Annotated in this window: 13 protein-coding genes and 1 pseudogene; 9 read left to right on the forward strand and 5 right to left on the reverse strand. The window is 63.0% G+C overall.

Annotated features, from left to right (window positions below; translation table 11 throughout):
- The first annotated feature begins 261 nt into the window (after positions 1 to 261).
- Both NFC73_RS19815 and NFC73_RS19820 read left to right on the forward strand, forming a co-directional pair.
- A complete protein-coding gene (locus NFC73_RS19815; RefSeq protein ID WP_254753048.1) occupies positions 262 to 909 on the forward strand; it encodes a DUF5134 domain-containing protein in 648 nt (215 codons plus the stop codon).
- A 312-nt stretch (positions 910 to 1,221) separates the two neighbouring features.
- The gene (locus tag NFC73_RS19820; protein WP_254753050.1) at positions 1,222 to 1,944 is read left to right on the forward strand and encodes a YcnI family copper-binding membrane protein; all 723 of its coding nucleotides are present in this window, start codon (positions 1,222 to 1,224) and stop codon (positions 1,942 to 1,944) included.
- Positions 1,945 to 1,990: 46 nt separating this feature from the next.
- Here NFC73_RS19820 and NFC73_RS19825 read toward each other — a convergent pair whose 3' ends face one another.
- Positions 1,991 to 2,362, reverse strand: a complete 372-nt coding sequence (locus NFC73_RS19825; RefSeq protein WP_254753052.1) for a hypothetical protein — start codon at positions 2,360 to 2,362, stop codon at positions 1,991 to 1,993.
- A gap of 206 nt (positions 2,363 to 2,568) precedes the next feature.
- On the opposite strand from NFC73_RS19825, the gene NFC73_RS19830 reads away from it, so the two are divergent.
- From NFC73_RS19830 to NFC73_RS19855, 6 genes are all read left to right on the forward strand, one after another.
- Entirely contained in the window at positions 2,569 to 4,122 is a 1,554-nt protein-coding gene (locus NFC73_RS19830; protein ID WP_254753053.1) for a glycoside hydrolase family 32 protein, read from the forward strand.
- Between the two features lie 241 nt (positions 4,123 to 4,363).
- Positions 4,364 to 5,800, forward strand: coding sequence for a GH32 C-terminal domain-containing protein (locus NFC73_RS19835; protein WP_254753055.1), 1,437 nt, complete (start codon positions 4,364 to 4,366; stop codon positions 5,798 to 5,800).
- Between the two features lie 47 nt (positions 5,801 to 5,847).
- Positions 5,848 to 7,182: an ABC transporter substrate-binding protein gene (locus NFC73_RS19840; RefSeq protein WP_254753057.1), complete on the forward strand. Its 1,335-nt coding sequence runs from the start codon at positions 5,848 to 5,850 to the stop codon at positions 7,180 to 7,182.
- Positions 7,183 to 7,231: 49 nt separating this feature from the next.
- Positions 7,232 to 8,113: a carbohydrate ABC transporter permease gene (locus tag NFC73_RS19845; protein WP_254753059.1), complete on the forward strand. Its 882-nt coding sequence runs from the start codon at positions 7,232 to 7,234 to the stop codon at positions 8,111 to 8,113.
- On the forward strand, positions 8,110 to 9,015 hold the full coding sequence (locus NFC73_RS19850) for a carbohydrate ABC transporter permease (protein WP_254753061.1): 906 nt from the start codon (positions 8,110 to 8,112) through the stop codon (positions 9,013 to 9,015). Before NFC73_RS19845 ends, NFC73_RS19850 begins: the two co-directional genes overlap by 4 nt.
- Positions 9,016 to 9,053: 38 nt before the next feature.
- The gene (locus NFC73_RS19855; RefSeq protein WP_254753063.1) at positions 9,054 to 10,133 is read left to right on the forward strand and encodes a LacI family DNA-binding transcriptional regulator; all 1,080 of its coding nucleotides are present in this window, start codon (positions 9,054 to 9,056) and stop codon (positions 10,131 to 10,133) included.
- A gap of 175 nt (positions 10,134 to 10,308) precedes the next feature.
- Here the strand turns inward: NFC73_RS19855 and NFC73_RS19860 are convergent, their stop codons facing one another.
- The 3 genes from NFC73_RS19860 to NFC73_RS19870 form a co-directional block, all read right to left on the reverse strand.
- Positions 10,309 to 10,896, reverse strand: a complete 588-nt coding sequence (locus NFC73_RS19860) for an adenylate kinase (protein ID WP_254753102.1) — start codon at positions 10,894 to 10,896, stop codon at positions 10,309 to 10,311.
- Positions 10,897 to 10,950: 54 nt separating this feature from the next.
- Positions 10,951 to 12,474 (reverse strand): acetaldehyde dehydrogenase ExaC, encoded by a 1,524-nt coding sequence (gene exaC, locus NFC73_RS19865; protein ID WP_254753065.1) that lies wholly within the window; start codon positions 12,472 to 12,474, stop codon positions 10,951 to 10,953.
- Between the two features lie 94 nt (positions 12,475 to 12,568).
- On the reverse strand, positions 12,569 to 13,021 hold the full coding sequence (locus NFC73_RS19870; protein WP_254753067.1) for a nucleoside deaminase: 453 nt from the start codon (positions 13,019 to 13,021) through the stop codon (positions 12,569 to 12,571).
- Positions 13,022 to 13,060: 39 nt separating this feature from the next.
- On the opposite strand from NFC73_RS19870, the pseudogene NFC73_RS19875 reads away from it, so the two are divergent.
- A pseudogene (locus NFC73_RS19875) lies at positions 13,061 to 13,522 on the forward strand (SRPBCC family protein); the annotation flags it as partial.
- 265 nt (positions 13,523 to 13,787) lie between these two features.
- Here NFC73_RS19875 and NFC73_RS19880 read toward each other — a convergent pair.
- The gene (locus NFC73_RS19880) at positions 13,788 to 14,171 is read right to left on the reverse strand and encodes a MarR family winged helix-turn-helix transcriptional regulator (protein WP_141141830.1); all 384 of its coding nucleotides are present in this window, start codon (positions 14,169 to 14,171) and stop codon (positions 13,788 to 13,790) included.
- Positions 14,172 to 14,217 lie beyond the last annotated feature (46 nt).

Below are 14,217 nucleotides of genomic sequence, written 5' to 3' on the forward strand. Positions count from 1 at the left end.
TCATGCCCCGCCAAAACATCGGCTTCATGCTCGAACCCCACGGCTTCTTCGACCAAAACCCCACCCTCAACCTCCCCACCAAAATCGAACCCACCACCACCAACACCGACAAGTGCTGCAGCACCGAAAAGTGAACCGACCAAGCTGACAAATTAGAGCCGGAGAAGGAACAGCCCTAACAGGCGGTCCCCGGTGCTGTGGCCGCAGCATCGGGGACCGTCCTGCACCCCACCCAAACCCAGTAGTGAGAGCGTGATCCGCGTGTTCAATATCCCGGCAATTACCTGGGCCCTCACGGCCGTTCTGTTGCTAAGCGGGAGCTACCATTTCCTGCTAGCTACAAAGTCTCACCAGCGCACGGACCAGATCAATAAAAGCCTCCATGCAATCATGAACGTCCTCATGGCTGCCATGTTATGGAACCTCGTGCCGTCAACGATGCTGGCCCAGATCGCAGTCCTCACCGGTGCGGCGCTGTGGTTTGTTATACAGGCCGTCACTCGGCCGGAATTCAAAACGCTCTGCGCGGGTAGCGAAGGCCGGCTGAAATGCCTGTACCACAGCCTCAGCATGGCCGGCGCTGCGGTCATGATTGCAATGATGGGCCAGGTTACCACCGGCCACTTTCCGGCAGGCGGAATGTCAATGCCGAACGCCCATCACTCTATGGCACCTGCAGCCCCAAGCATGGCTGCTGCAGACTTTGATCACTCACCCGGTCTGGCGATCCTGCTGACAGTCCTATTCGGAGCGGCGACTGTGGTTTTCATTCTCCTTTCAGTGCGTCTCCGCCCAACGAAAGGCACTCTCCTCGGCGCGGCGACTTCGCGGATTTCCGTCCGTGCAGAACACGGGCTGGAAGCTCTCGGTGCCGCCGTCATGGCCATGATGTTTGCCACGATGGCATGAGCCTGTCAATTGATCGCCCACAAGCAAAACAGGGCGCCGTGAAGACCCGAGCCCTATCCAACGCCGAGCGATCCAACCTCATAGAAAAGACATGCGACTCAAGCCTCGAGGCCGGGGAGTGCTTCTTCTGCACCGGACCTGAGACTGACTGAGCGCAGCAGACCCCGGGGCCTTCCGTTTTCCAACGCGGGAGGCCCCGGTACCAACAAAACGGGCGGCCTAGGGTCCGACGGTGGACGCAGCTTCGCTCATGCCCGTCGGCGCGGCGTCCGGTTTTGGATCCGCGGCATCGCGCTGAGAAAGGCAATTACGATGAACTCTTCAACCCTTCGCACGCCCAAGACAGCCGCGGTTCTGGCCGTTGCAACCTGTTTGATGACCTTCGGCGCTGGAGCCGCGTCAGCACACGTCGGCGTTACACCGGATTCAACATTTGAAGGTGGCTTCTCCCAACTGACGTTCCGGGTCCCCAACGAATCCCAAACAGCCAAGACGACCAAACTCACAGTCACCCTCCCATCCGAAACACCCTTCACGTCCGTGTCGGTCAAACCGATGGATGGCTGGACGGTCGAGGTCCTGGAAGCGGAGCTTGCGGCTCCCATGACTGTCAAGGGAGCAACGATCACGAAAGCTCCAGCCTCTGTTGTCTGGACAGCAGATGAGGCGCACCAGATTTCCCAGCAGCAGTATCAGACCTTTTCTATCTCAGTGGGCCGGTTGCCACACGCTGGCACTACCGTGCTGCTGCCGGCAGCGCAGACGTACTCCGACGGAACAGTCGTGCAATGGAGTGAGGCGGCAGTGGCCGGCCAAGAGAAGCCCAAGCATCCCGCGCCTTCCTTCATCACCACCCGTCCCGCAGGTGAGCACGGCGCCGAAGCAACGGCAGATATTGAGGCGGCATCGGCTACCTCTGCCGCGCCCCAGGATGCCGGCTCTGCCGCCCTTGGATGGGCGGGCCTGGGCGCAGGCCTGCTGGGCATGGCCGCCGGAGTAACCGCGCTGGCCAAGACCCGCAGGATCGAAAAATAGGCCGGTCCTCCCAGAGCGCAGTCGCCTTGGCTATGGGCGCCGTCGCCTACTTCTCGTGCCGCGCGACGCCGGGCGGGCGGCGCAGGTGCGCCAGCATCGCGAAGACAGCCGCCGGGATAAGGACGAGCCCGGCCAGGACGCCCCAGCCGCCGTCCTCAAACTGCAGGGCGAGCCCGCCGACCACTACCGCAGGCAGTGCCGTGAGGACTCTTACCCATCGCCGGGCCGGCCGCAGCCAAGCCCACACCGCGGCGCCGGCAAACCCGAGAGCTCCGAGCAAGACCAGCCGGTGCCCCACCGGATAGGTGGCCGCCGCCACGATGAAAGTGAACGCGTCCGCCAGCCCGCAGGCCATCATGGCGGCGGCGAGCAGGACCAGCAGCGCCCACACGCCCTCGGCCCAACGGATCCGGTACATGGATTGACCGTAGCCGATACCGCGTTTCCGGGTCCGGTTTCCTCGCCCTGACCGGGCTGGGTCTTCGCAGAGGAAAGTCAGAAATTCTGCTAAAACGCTTGATCACGACTGGCGCCAACACTTATCTTTAGCTTGATCAAACGCTTAAGCAGGACCGGGTATCAAAGTTGATGCCTGCAGCTACCACCCTTTGCGAGGAAGCAAACATGACCCATGATTTTTCTCGGCGCCACGTCCTACAAGGCACAGGAGCAGGAGCACTCGCCCTGTTCATGTGCAGCGGCATGCCCATCACGGCCGCCCAGGCCCAGGGATCACTGCGTGCCGTCTACCACCTGACCCCGCCGTCCGGCTGGCTGTGCGACCCGCAGCGCCCGGTGTATGCCAACGGCGCCCACCATCTCTACTACCTTCACTCCGGGCAGAACAACGGCCCCGGCGGCTGGGACCACGCCACAACCACCGACGGGGTGACCTTCACCCATCACGGAGTCGCGCTGCCGCTGCAGCCAGACTTTCCCGTGTGGTCGGGCTCGGCAGTCGTCGACACGTCAAACACTGCGGGCTTCGGCGCGGGGGCCATCGTGGCGCTCGCGACGCAGCCCACCGACAACATCCGCAAGTACCAGGAGCAGTACCTGTACTGGTCAACCGACGGCGGTTACACCTTTACGGCACTCCCCGATCCGGTGATCGTCAATACCGACGGCCGGACCGCGACGACACCGGCGGAGATCGAGAACGCCGAATGGTTCCGCGATCCCAAGATCCACTGGGATGCGGCGCGCAGCGAGTGGGTATGCGTCATCGGCCGAGCTCGATACGCAGCGTTCTACACCTCACCGAATTTGCGCGACTGGCAGCTGAAACGCAACTTCGACTACCCGAATCACGCGCTTGGCGGCATCGAGTGCCCCGACCTCTTCCAGATGACCGCCAGTGACGGAACACGGCACTGGGTGCTCGGCGCCAGCATGGACGCCTACAGCATCGGCCTGCCGATGACCTTCGCCTACTGGACAGGCGCCTGGAATGGCGAAGAATTTATCACCAACAACCTCGACCCGCAGTGGCTCGATTGGGGCTGGGACTGGTACGCCGCCGTGACCTGGCCGGCGGTCGATGCGCCGGACGAGCGACGGTACGCGGTCGCCTGGATGAACAACTGGAAGTACGCCGCGCGCGATGTTCCCACCGATGCCTCCGACGGGTACAACGGCCAGAACTCGATCGTGCGCGAGCTGCGCCTGGAGCGTCAGCCAGAAGGCTGGTACAGCCTGCTCAGCGCCCCGGTCGGGGAGCTCTCAAATTACGTCAGCTCGACAACCGTGCTGCCCGACCGCACCGTGAACGGGAGCGCAGTGCTGCCGTGGAGCGGCAGCGCCTACGAGCTCGAACTCGACATCTCGTGGGATGCTGCCGCGAACGTCGGCGTATCGGTGGGGCGCTCCGCCAACGGCACGCGCCACACGAACATCGGCAAGTACGTTGACGAGGTCTATGTCGACCGCGCCCCTTCGGACCAGGGCGGCTTCTCGCTCGTGCCGTACACCCGTGCGGCGGCGCCCATCGACGCCGCCGCACGAGCAGTGCACCTGCGCATTTTCGTCGACAAACAGAGCGTCGAAGTCTTCGTCAATGCCGGGCAAACGGTGCTCTCGCAGCAGGTGCACTTCGCAGACGGCGACACCGGAATCTCGCTATACGCCGACGGCGGCCCTGCGACCTTCTCCGGAATCACCATCCGCGAATTCAGCTAGGACCTGAACCAGGCTGCCGGCCCTCAGGAGCTTCCTGTCGGCCGGCAGTACGGTGTCGTCCGAAGCTTCCGAAACCGGAGGTCCGGGGGAAGTATGAGGCTGCTTCCGCGCCGTCCGCATCCTCCGGATTAAGACCAGCGAAAGAATAAACCTAAACTTTGCTAAAACGCTTGATCAGGTTTCCGATTGGGGCTAGATTACAAGTGATCAAACGTTTTAGCAGAAATGGACATCAGTGCCGATGAAACGCTCAGTCTTCTTCCAGCCCTCCGATGGATGGGTTGGCGATCTTATCCCCTTCGAGAAGGACGGGGAGTTCTGGCTCTTCTACCTTCACGAGGTCCGCTCAGACCCGAAGCCGGGAACGTCGTGGAACCTTGTCACCACCAAAGACCTCACGCAGTTTGAGGACCAGGGTGTTTCGCTCCACCACGGAAGCGACACCGACCTGGACTTCAACGCTTACACGGGCAGCGTCGTCGTCGATGAAAGCGGCAACCACCGCCTGTTCTACACGGGACAGAACCCACGGAACCTCGGACCGGACGGCGCTCCCCTGCAACTGGTCATGCAGGCCACCAGCACCGATGGCATGCAGACCTGGGTGAAGCACCCCGAGCTCACTTTCGGCGCCCCGGACGGCTATGAGTCCGGGGACTGGCGGGATCCGTTCGTCTTCCGGGATGAGGCGGCAGGCCAGTGGCGGATGCTGCTGGCGGCACGGCACTCCGCAGGACCTGAACGCCGCCGCGGCGTCATCGCGCAGTGTGTGTCCGAAGACCTGGTGAACTGGCGGCACACCGAACCGTTCTGGGATCCGCGCCGCTACATCACGCATGAGTGCCCGGATGTCTTCGCGTGGGGTGACTGGTGGTACATGGTCTACTCGGAGTTCTCCGAATCGTTCACCACCCGGTACCGCATGGCCAAGAGCCCCGACGGCCCGTGGACTGTACCGGACCTGGACAGTATCGACGGGCGCGCCTACTACGCCTCAAAGACCGCGGAGCGGGACGGGCGCCGTTTCTTTTTCGGCTGGATCGCCAGCAAGGAAGGCAACCGCGACGACGGACCCTGGCAGTGGGCAGGCACGATGTCCGTCCTGGAAGCCCGCCAAAATGCGGACGGAACGCTCGGGTTCGCCTTCGCCGATGAACTGGTGGACAGCTTCTGGGAGGACGTCCCGGTGTCCCTGGCACACGAACTGCCCACCCGGCTCAACGTCCCGGACGGATACACCGCCGTCGTCTCGGAGGAAGAACTGCCCAGCCAGTTTTACGCGAAGGCAGTGCTGGACATTGCCCCCGGGACAACGGAATGCGGTCTGCTGCTGCGCTCCAGCCAGGACGGGGACCAGTCCTACGTGCTGCGCCTGGAACCGAAGCGCGGCAGGCTCGTCTTCGACCGGTGGCCCAGGACCAGCACCGGAGACGCGCAATGGCATGTCTCCGGCGACATTCCGTTCCACATCGAGCTGGAACGCCCGTGCGACCTTTCCCCCGGCGAACACACCCTGGAAGTCATCGTCGATGGCGACATCTGCGTTGCCGTCCTGGACCGTCAGGTGGCCCTCAGCACCAGGATCTACGACTTGCCCGCGGGGCGGATCGGCGTTTTCGCCGGCGAAGGATCCGTCACCGTCACTGAACTTCAAATACGTCAGCGCACCGACAACTAAATAACCACCACCCTCATCCTCCGTTCCAATCAAAGGAGATTGCCCCCATGAAAAAACTCTTCCGTGCTGCCGCTGTCGCAGCCGTCACCGCCCTGGCTTTGACAGCCTGCGGCGGCGGAGGGTCCACGGACCCATCCAACGTCAGCCCCACCGGGGAAATCAAGGCCCGTGAAATCTCGTGGCTGCTTTCGCGGCCGGCCGACGGGGCCGTCATCAACATCATGAAGAAGCTGGCGGACGAGTACGCCAAAGACCACCCGGGCTTCGAACTGAAGCTCATCACCACTCCCGACCGGCCCTCCTACATCCAAAAGCTCGAGACGCTGGCCGCGGCCAACAAACTCCCCGAGCTCTTCGACACCGACGCCACGCCCTTCGCCCAACAGCTGGCCAAACAAGGCAAAATGGTCGACGCCGAAAAGCTGCTGAAGTCCCTGGACGTCTACGACGACTACCGGCCCAGCGCGCTGGATTACCAGCGTTTCGACGACGGGTCCCTGAACATGATCCCGTTCCAGTTCGAGCTGGAGTTCGTCTGGTACAACAAAGCCCTGCTGCAGAAGGCCGGGGTCTCCGTCCCGAAGTCCCTCGATGACATCCCCGCGATGTGCACCGCCCTGCGCGATGCCGGCATCACCCCCATCGCCATCGACGGCCAGGACCAGTGGCCGCTCGAGCGGTACGTCGCCTACCAGCCGTTCCGTGAAGCCGGGCCGGACTTCATCCAGAAGCTCAAGAAGGGCGAAGCAAAGTTCTCTGACCCCGCAGGCCAGAAGACCGTCGAATGGCTGGCGGCGCTCGGCAAGGCCAAGTGCTTCCAGGATGGCTTCTCATCGCAGGGCTACTCCGACGCCCAGAACCAGTTCACCTCCGGCCAGGCAGCGATGTACAACATTGGCACCTGGGAACTGCCCAGCCTGGCCACGGACAAGCTGAATCCTGAAGTGCGCGATGACATCGATTTCTTCACCCTGCCCACGACTGCAGGATCCGTCACGGCGGCAAACGAGTTCGTGTCGCCGTCGGGCATTGGAATGGCCGTCAACTCCAAGACCTACGACCCGCTGGTCAGCGACTTCCTGAAGTTCGCGCTGAAGAAGTACCCGGCCGAGTACGCGGCCACCGGCGCGCTCTCGCCGACCACCAATGTGGAGACCGTCCTGCCGGCCAACGCCACGCCCTTGTACAAGAAGGCCCTGGAGAAGGCCAACGACCTCGGGGGCAAGCAGGCCATGCCGTGGGACACTCAGCTTGACCCGACAACCAACGGCCGGCTGCAGCAGGAGCTAGTGCTCCTCGTCCAGGGCAACATCACGCCCGAACAGTTCACCAGCACGATGGACAGCACCATCGCGCAGAACGCCCCGAAGTTCTTCAAGTAATCACAGCGGTGGGGGCTGCGGCTGCGGCCCCCACCCGAAAGGCCTAGCCATGCTCCCCAACAGGTCACGACTTTCCGTCCTGGTGTTCCTGCTCCCACCTTTGTTCCTTTACTGCGTCGCCGTGCTGTTCCCCATCGTGCAGTCGCTGTTCCTCAGCTTCTTCTCCTGGAACGGCATCAGCGACATGGAGTTCGTAGGGCTCGCCAACTACGTGCGGATGCTCACCGCAGACGACATCTTCTGGCGCTCCTTCTTCAACGCCCTCGGATATCTGGCCATCTGCCTGGTGCTGCAGCTCGGCGGCGCCCTGGTCGTGGCCAGCCTCCTCACCTCGATGCGACGCGGCCGCGAGCTCATCAAGACCCTCTACCTGCTGCCGGCGGTGATCTCCACCGTGGCCATCGCGTTCCTCTTCGTGCGCATCTACTCGATCGAACCGGTTGGCCTGCTCAACCAGCTCCTGCACTGGATCGGCCTCGGCGCCCTTGAACGGCCCTGGCTCTCGGACATCAACACCGTGCTCACCGCAGTATCGGCTCCGGAAGGGTGGCGGTTCACCGGCCTGTACATGCTCATCATCTACGCGGCACTGCTGTCCGTCCCGCAGGAACTTGAGGAGGCGGCCCGCCTCGACGGCGCCTCGCGGTGGCAGCTGTTCACCAAGATCCGCTTCCCGCACATCATGCCCGTCTGGATCACCACCACGATCATGGCAACCACCTACGGCCTGCGCGGATTCGACATCCCCTACCTCATGACCAACGGCGGCCCCGGACAGTCCTCGGAGCTGCTGACCACCTACATGTACAAGACGGCCTTCTCCAGCACCGACTTCGGATACGCCAGCACCATCGCCGTATTCATCGTTGTCGAGTGCCTGGTGGCCGTAGGGCTCATCCTGTTCCTGCTCAAACGAAAGGCGGACGCATGACCGCGCCGGCAGCTCCGATCACCAGGCCTGTGGCAATCCCACCAGACAGCCCGCCGCAGCTCCGCCGACGCAAGCCGCCCAGCCTCCACAGCACCCTGTCAAGAGTGCTTATCGCCCTCATCGTCATCGTGCAGGTCTACCCTCTCGCCTGGCTTTTCATCACCAGCCTCCGCACCGAACACGACTTCGCGACCGGCGACCCCTTCGCACTGCCGAAGTCCCTGACGTGGGAGAACTACGCCCGCGCCTTCGAGACGGGCAACCTCTGGTTGAACATCCTGAACAGCTTCATCGTCACCATGGGAGCCAATGTCCTGATTGTGCTGCTCGGAATGATGGCAGCCTATGCGCTGCAGGTCCTCGGGTTCCGGTTCAGCAAGTTCGTCCGCAGCCTTTTCCTGGTCGGCATCATCGTGCCCGTCCAGATCGCCCTCGTGCCGCTCTTCATCGACTACTCAACCATCAACCTGCTCGACACCTACCCGTCGATGATCATTCCCCTGGCCGGCTTCGCCCTTCCGATGTCGATCTACCTTTTCTCCTCGTTCTTTGAATACATCCCCCGGGAAACGTACGAGGCCGCGTCCCTTGACGGAGCAGGTCCATACCGGATCTTCGGACTCATCACGCTGCCCCTTTCGGTAAATACCGTCGTGACGGTCGTCCTGGTCAACAGCATCTTCATCTGGAACGATTTCATCTTCGCCAACACCTTCGTCCTTTCCGAAGAACTGAAGACCATTCCACTGGGTCTGCAGAACTACATCGGCGCCATGGGAAAGACGGACTGGACGGCCACCTTCGCCGCCGTCTGCATCACCATCACGCCCCTGCTGCTGGTCTTCCTTGTGCTGAACAAAGCCATGATCCAAGGCCTGGAGAGCGGTGGGAGCAAGGGATGACAGCAGGAACAGCCGGATATACTCCTCAAGGAGGGCTCATGAATTCGCAGGAGAATAGTTCGGTCACACCGCTGGGTGCGGCTGCACCCCTCAAGCGTCCCGGGCGCCCTCAACCCGTCACGCTCCGGCAGGTAGCCGAGGCCGCGGGCGTTTCGACTGCCACCGTCTCCCTGGTAGTGAACAAGAAAAAGACTGCCCGGATATCCGACGAAACCCGCCAGCGCGTGCGGGACGCCATCCGGGACCTGGGCTACCGGCCGAATGCCATGGCGCAAACCCTGGTCAGCGGGAGTTCGCGGTTCATCGGGCTCGTGGCCGATGCCATTGCCACCACCCCTTTTGCCGGCCAGATCATCCATGGCGCCCAGGATGAAGCCTGGAAGCACGGCTACGCACTTCTCATCGCCAACACCGAAGGCAACCGCGAGCTGGAGACGGACGCGATTGCCATGATGCTCGAATACAAGGTGCGCGGAATCCTCTACTCCACCTGGTTCCACCGGCCCACGGACATCCCGGCCTCCCTGAAGGAGTCGGACTTCGTCCTCGTCAACTGCTTTTCCACGGAACCGGGCGCCCGGGCCGTGGTCCCGGATGAAGTACAGGGCGGCCGTTCAGCCACGGAGATCCTGCTGAAACACGGCCACCGCCGGATCGCCTTCATCAACGCCACCATCCCGGCCCCGGCTAAGGACGGACGACTCCAGGGCTACAGGGAAGCGCTGGAAGCGGAAGGCATCCCGTTCGACGCGGGCCTGGTCCTGGAAGCCTACCCGGACCAGGAAGGCGGGTACGGAGCGACCGAGGAACTCCTCAAGCGCGAAGCCACTGCTGTGTACTGCTACAACGACCGAATGGCGATGGGGCTATACGACGGGCTGCGCGAGCACGGGCTCTCCATCCCCGAGGACATGGCAGTGGTGGGATTCGATAACCAGGAAGTCATCGCCGCCCACGTCCGGCCCCCGCTTTCCACCGTAGCTCTCCCCCACTACGAACTGGGCGCAGCCGGAGTGCGGATGCTCCTGGGCCTTGAAGAAGCACCGGCCGCTGACCCCACAAAAATCCACTGTCCCACCGTGGAACGGAACTCGGTGCGGGCTCTGGCCCCCGCCTAGCCGCACCCAGGAATTGGCCAGTGCCGCCGTACCCGGCAACGCGTCACCGGACGCCTCGATGACGGCGACGAGCCGTGCGTTCGCCCGTACAGCCGGGCCGAGCCTGTCGGATTCCGGTGGTGGTTTCCGACAGGCTCGATCACCGCTACGCATCAGCGGTGCAGGCGGTTGAGTACTACCGTCCGATTTCGGCGGAGACCTTAAGAAGATCTCCGAGCGTGTTCATCACCCTGTCCGTGACCTCGCCGACGCCGCCGATCCCGTCTACCTGGGTCAGGATGCCGCGTTCGGCATACTTGGCCACAACGGCCTCGGTCTGCTCGTGGTACAGGTCAAGGCGGTGGCGGATCACGGCTTCGTTGTCGTCGCTCCGGCCGGTTTCCTTGGCACGGCCCAACAGGCGCGAGACGAGTTCCTCGTCGTCGGCCGTGAGCTGCAGGACGACGTCGAGCTTTTCTTCGCTGTTCGCGAGGATCCCGTCAAGGTAGTCCACCTGCGCCGTGGTGCGCGGGTAGCCGTCCAGCAGGAAGCCGGCGTCCACGTCATCCTCGCTGAGGCGCGACCTGACCATTTCGTTGGTGACGCTGTCCGGAACGAAGTCCCCGGCGTCCATGTACTTCTTGGCCTCGATGCCAAGAGGAGTTTCGCCCTTCACGTTGGCGCGGAAGATGTCGCCGGTGGAGACCGCGGCTACGCCGAGGCGCTCCGAAATCCGTTCCGCCTGCGTTCCCTTACCCGAACCGGGAGGTCCGATAATCAGCATTCTCGTCATGTAAAAGCCCCTTCGTAGTACCAGTTTGTTGTGCTATCTGCCGGGCTAGAAGAAGCCGAGCTTGTTCTCAGAGTGGCTGACCAGGAGGTTCTTGGTCTGCTGGTAGTGGTCCAGCATCATGGCATGGTTCTCACGGCCGATGCCCGAGGACTTGTACCCGCCGAACGCGGCGCCGGCAGGGTAGGCGTGGTAGTTGTTCACCCACACCCGGCCTGCCTGGATCTCGCGGCCCGCACGGTAAGCGACGTTGCCGTTGCGGGACCAGACGCCGGCGCCGAGGCCGTAGAGGGTGTCGTTGGCGATGCTGACTGCGTCCTTGTAGTCGCTGAAGCGCGCAACGGAGACCACCGGGCCGAAGATCTCCTCCTGGAAAATCCGCATCCAGTTGTGCCCCTCAAAAATGGTCGGCTGGACATAGAAACCGCCGGCCAGGTCCCCGTCAAGCTCCGACCGCGCACCGCCGGCCAGGATTTTGGCGCCCTCCTCGAGTCCGATGTCGATGTAGGAGAGGATCTTCTCCATCTGGCCCACGGAGGCCTGGGCGCCGATCTGGGTGTTGGTGTCCAGCGGGTTGCCCTGGATGATCTGTTCTGTCCTGGCCACGGCATCAGCCATGAAGGAATCGTAGATACCGTCCTGGACGAGGGCACGGGAGGGGCTGCTGCAGACTTCGCCCTGGTTGAAGGCGTACAGGGTGAAGCCCTCCAGCGCCTTGTCGTAGAACGCGTCGTTGGATTCGGCAACATCGTTGAAGAAGATGTTCGGGCTCTTGCCGCCGAGTTCCAGGGTGACCGGGATCAGGTTCTGGCTGGCGTACTGGCTGATCAGGCGCCCGGTGGAGGTTTCGCCGGTGAAGGCGATCTTGCGGATCCGCGGGCTGGAGGCCAGCGGCTTACCCACTTCCGCCCCGAAGCCGTTGACGATATTCAGCAGGCCCGCAGGCAGCAGGTCCGCAATGAGTTCCGCCAGGACCAGGATGGAGGCCGGGGTGTTGGAAGCGGGCTTGAGCACCACTGCGTTGCCGGCCGCCAGGGCAGGAGCCATCTTCCAGACGGCCATCAGGATGGGGAAGTTCCACGGGATGATCTGGCCCACGACGCCGAGCGGCTCGTGGAAGTGGTAGGCCGTGGTGTCGTCGTCGAGCTGGGACAGCCGGCCTTCCTGGGCGCGGATGGCGGAGGCAAAGTAGCGGAAGTGGTCCGCAGCGAGCGGAATGTCCGCATTCAACGTTTCGCGGATGGGCTTGCCGTTGTCCCACGATTCGGCGACGGCGAGCATCTCAAGGTTCGCGTCGATCCGGTCGGCGATCTTGTTCAGCACGGCGGCGCGCTCTGTGGCCGAAGCCTTGCCCCACGCCGGTGCGGCCTTGTGCGCGGCATCGAGTGCGAGCTGAACGTCCGCGGCGGCGCCGCGTGCCACCTCGGTGAATTGCTTTCCGTTCACCGGGGAAACGTTCTCGATGTATTGGCCGGTCGTTGGAGCCACCCATTCTCCGCCGATCCAGTTCTCATAGCGGTCCTTGAACTGGACCTTGGATCCTGATTGGCCGGGCTGTACATAAACAGTCATGGTCACTCCTCTGGAAAACAGACGTCTTCGTCCTGGCCCCCATGCTAGGACTTCAAAGGTTGCGACCAGGCTGCGAAGGTGTCCAGCGAGGTCCTTACTCGGCGATGTCCTCCGCCCATAGTTCAGGGTTTTCGTCCTGGAAGGTGCGCATCATCTCGACGCAACGGGCATCATTCAATACCACCACTTCGACGCCGCGTGAGCGGAGAAGTTCGAATTCGCCGGGGAACGTCTCGGCCTCGCCCACCACCACGCGCGGAATCTTGAACTGGATGATGGTCCCGGTACACATCGCACACGGTGCCAGGGTGGTGTAGAGGGTTGTGTCCCGGTAGCTCTTCTGGCGTCCGGCAGCCCGCAACGCAGACATCTCGCCGTGGGCGATTGGATCGCCATGCTGGACACGCTTGTTGTGGCCGCTGGCAATGACCACCCCGCCGCGGGCCAAGGCAGCACCGATCGGGATGCCGCCCTCTCGGAGGCTCTTTTGTGCGGCCTCGTAGGCAGCTTCGAAGACCGGGTCTGTGGTTCGTTCAGTTTCGGACATGCGTGCAGTCTAAGTCGCTCAAAGCATGCGGAACCGGCCCGCTGGTGGCCCTCGGTGTATTTGGCTGTTGTGCCACTCGATCCAGGCAACCCGGATGGCAGTGGAAAGGCGTTCTCCCTTCATACCAAAGGTTGGTTGCCGTACACCCTGAAGTGGCAGCTCACCGTCACCGAGCCCATCACGGAGCATGGCTTCGCAATCTCCGCGAACGGTGACCTCAACGGCACCGGACGCTGGACCTTCGTACAGGACGGGCCGGAAACGGTTGTCACCTATGACTGGCGGGTCAGCGCGGCAAAACCGCTACTGCGTCGGTTGAGCTGGCTGCTCAGGCCCGCCTTTTCCGCAAACCACCGTTGGGCAATGGCCCGCGGACAGGAGGCCCTCGCCCTGGAATTACGACGACGGCGGCCTGGCGCGGATCTCTCCAATATCCCCCAGCCTGCGCCGCCCACGTTTGCAAGCCGGTACCGCCGGCCAGGGAGGACAACCCAGGCCTGACAAGAAAGAGCCGGCCGGGCCATGTCAAGCGACCTTGACACCGGGTGGCCAAGTTCGGCACGGACTTCTTTTGGGATGCGCAGCCGGCGGCGAGCTGGGCCGCGCTTGCCGCGGGGAAGTTCGACCCGAGCCTCCCGTCGCCTTCCTGCTCGCCAGGCTGTTCGGCCTGAAGATCGAAGAGATCTTTATAGACGATCACTGACGCGCCCCATCACATCGCAACCTCGGACGAGGACGAGCCCAGCCAGGACGGCAAGGCCTTCGGTTAGTCTTTGGCCAGGTTTTCCCTCAGCAGGGCGCGGTGCTCGACGGCGGCCTGCCGGTGGAGAGCGCGGCCGGCGTCGGTGAGTTCCAGGAACAGGGAGCGCCGGTCATCTTCGCAGGACTTGCGGGAAATCAGTCCGGCTTTGTCGAGCCGGTCCACCACCTTGGACATGGCACTCTGGGTCATGGGCGTGCGCTCACCGAGTTGCTTCATGCGGCAGGCCGCATCGGTGCTTTCGGCCACGAGGTCCAGGATTTCAAACTCCGTCAGGCCGATGCTGAACTTCGACTCCAGCGCACGGTCCAGCGCCCCGGCGGTATGGAAGTACGTTGTCTGGATGCTGCGCCATTGCTCAACCAGCTGTTGGTCCTGCGGTTTTGCCATGCAGCGATTCTAGTTCAAGACGAATTAAAAGTCCACGTCATAATAT

The sequence above is a fragment of the Pseudarthrobacter humi genome (genome assembly GCF_024294965.1).
Classification (GTDB): Bacteria; Actinomycetota; Actinomycetes; order Actinomycetales; family Micrococcaceae; genus Arthrobacter; species Arthrobacter humi.

What these genes read in the sequence shown, in the direction of transcription:
- NFC73_RS19850 (WP_254753061.1), top strand. Translation starts at nt 8,110, where the DNA reads ATGACCGCGCCGGCAGCTCCGATCACCAGGCCTGTGGCAATCCCACCA.
- NFC73_RS19880 (WP_141141830.1), bottom strand. Translation starts at nt 14,171, where the DNA reads ATGGCAAAACCGCAGGACCAACAGCTGGTTGAGCAATGGCGCAGCATC.
- NFC73_RS19870 (WP_254753067.1), bottom strand. Translation starts at nt 13,021, where the DNA reads ATGTCCGAAACTGAACGAACCACAGACCCGGTCTTCGAAGCTGCCTAC.
- exaC (WP_254753065.1), bottom strand. Translation starts at nt 12,474, where the DNA reads ATGACTGTTTATGTACAGCCCGGCCAATCAGGATCCAAGGTCCAGTTC.
- NFC73_RS19835 (WP_254753055.1), top strand. Translation starts at nt 4,364, where the DNA reads ATGAAACGCTCAGTCTTCTTCCAGCCCTCCGATGGATGGGTTGGCGAT.
- NFC73_RS19855 (WP_254753063.1), top strand. Translation starts at nt 9,054, where the DNA reads ATGAATTCGCAGGAGAATAGTTCGGTCACACCGCTGGGTGCGGCTGCA.
- NFC73_RS19845 (WP_254753059.1), top strand. Translation starts at nt 7,232, where the DNA reads ATGCTCCCCAACAGGTCACGACTTTCCGTCCTGGTGTTCCTGCTCCCA.
- NFC73_RS19860 (WP_254753102.1), bottom strand. Translation starts at nt 10,896, where the DNA reads ATGCTGATTATCGGACCTCCCGGTTCGGGTAAGGGAACGCAGGCGGAA.
- NFC73_RS19840 (WP_254753057.1), top strand. Translation starts at nt 5,848, where the DNA reads ATGAAAAAACTCTTCCGTGCTGCCGCTGTCGCAGCCGTCACCGCCCTG.
- NFC73_RS19825 (WP_254753052.1), bottom strand. Translation starts at nt 2,362, where the DNA reads ATGTACCGGATCCGTTGGGCCGAGGGCGTGTGGGCGCTGCTGGTCCTG.
- NFC73_RS19830 (WP_254753053.1), top strand. Translation starts at nt 2,569, where the DNA reads ATGACCCATGATTTTTCTCGGCGCCACGTCCTACAAGGCACAGGAGCA.
- NFC73_RS19820 (WP_254753050.1), top strand. Translation starts at nt 1,222, where the DNA reads ATGAACTCTTCAACCCTTCGCACGCCCAAGACAGCCGCGGTTCTGGCC.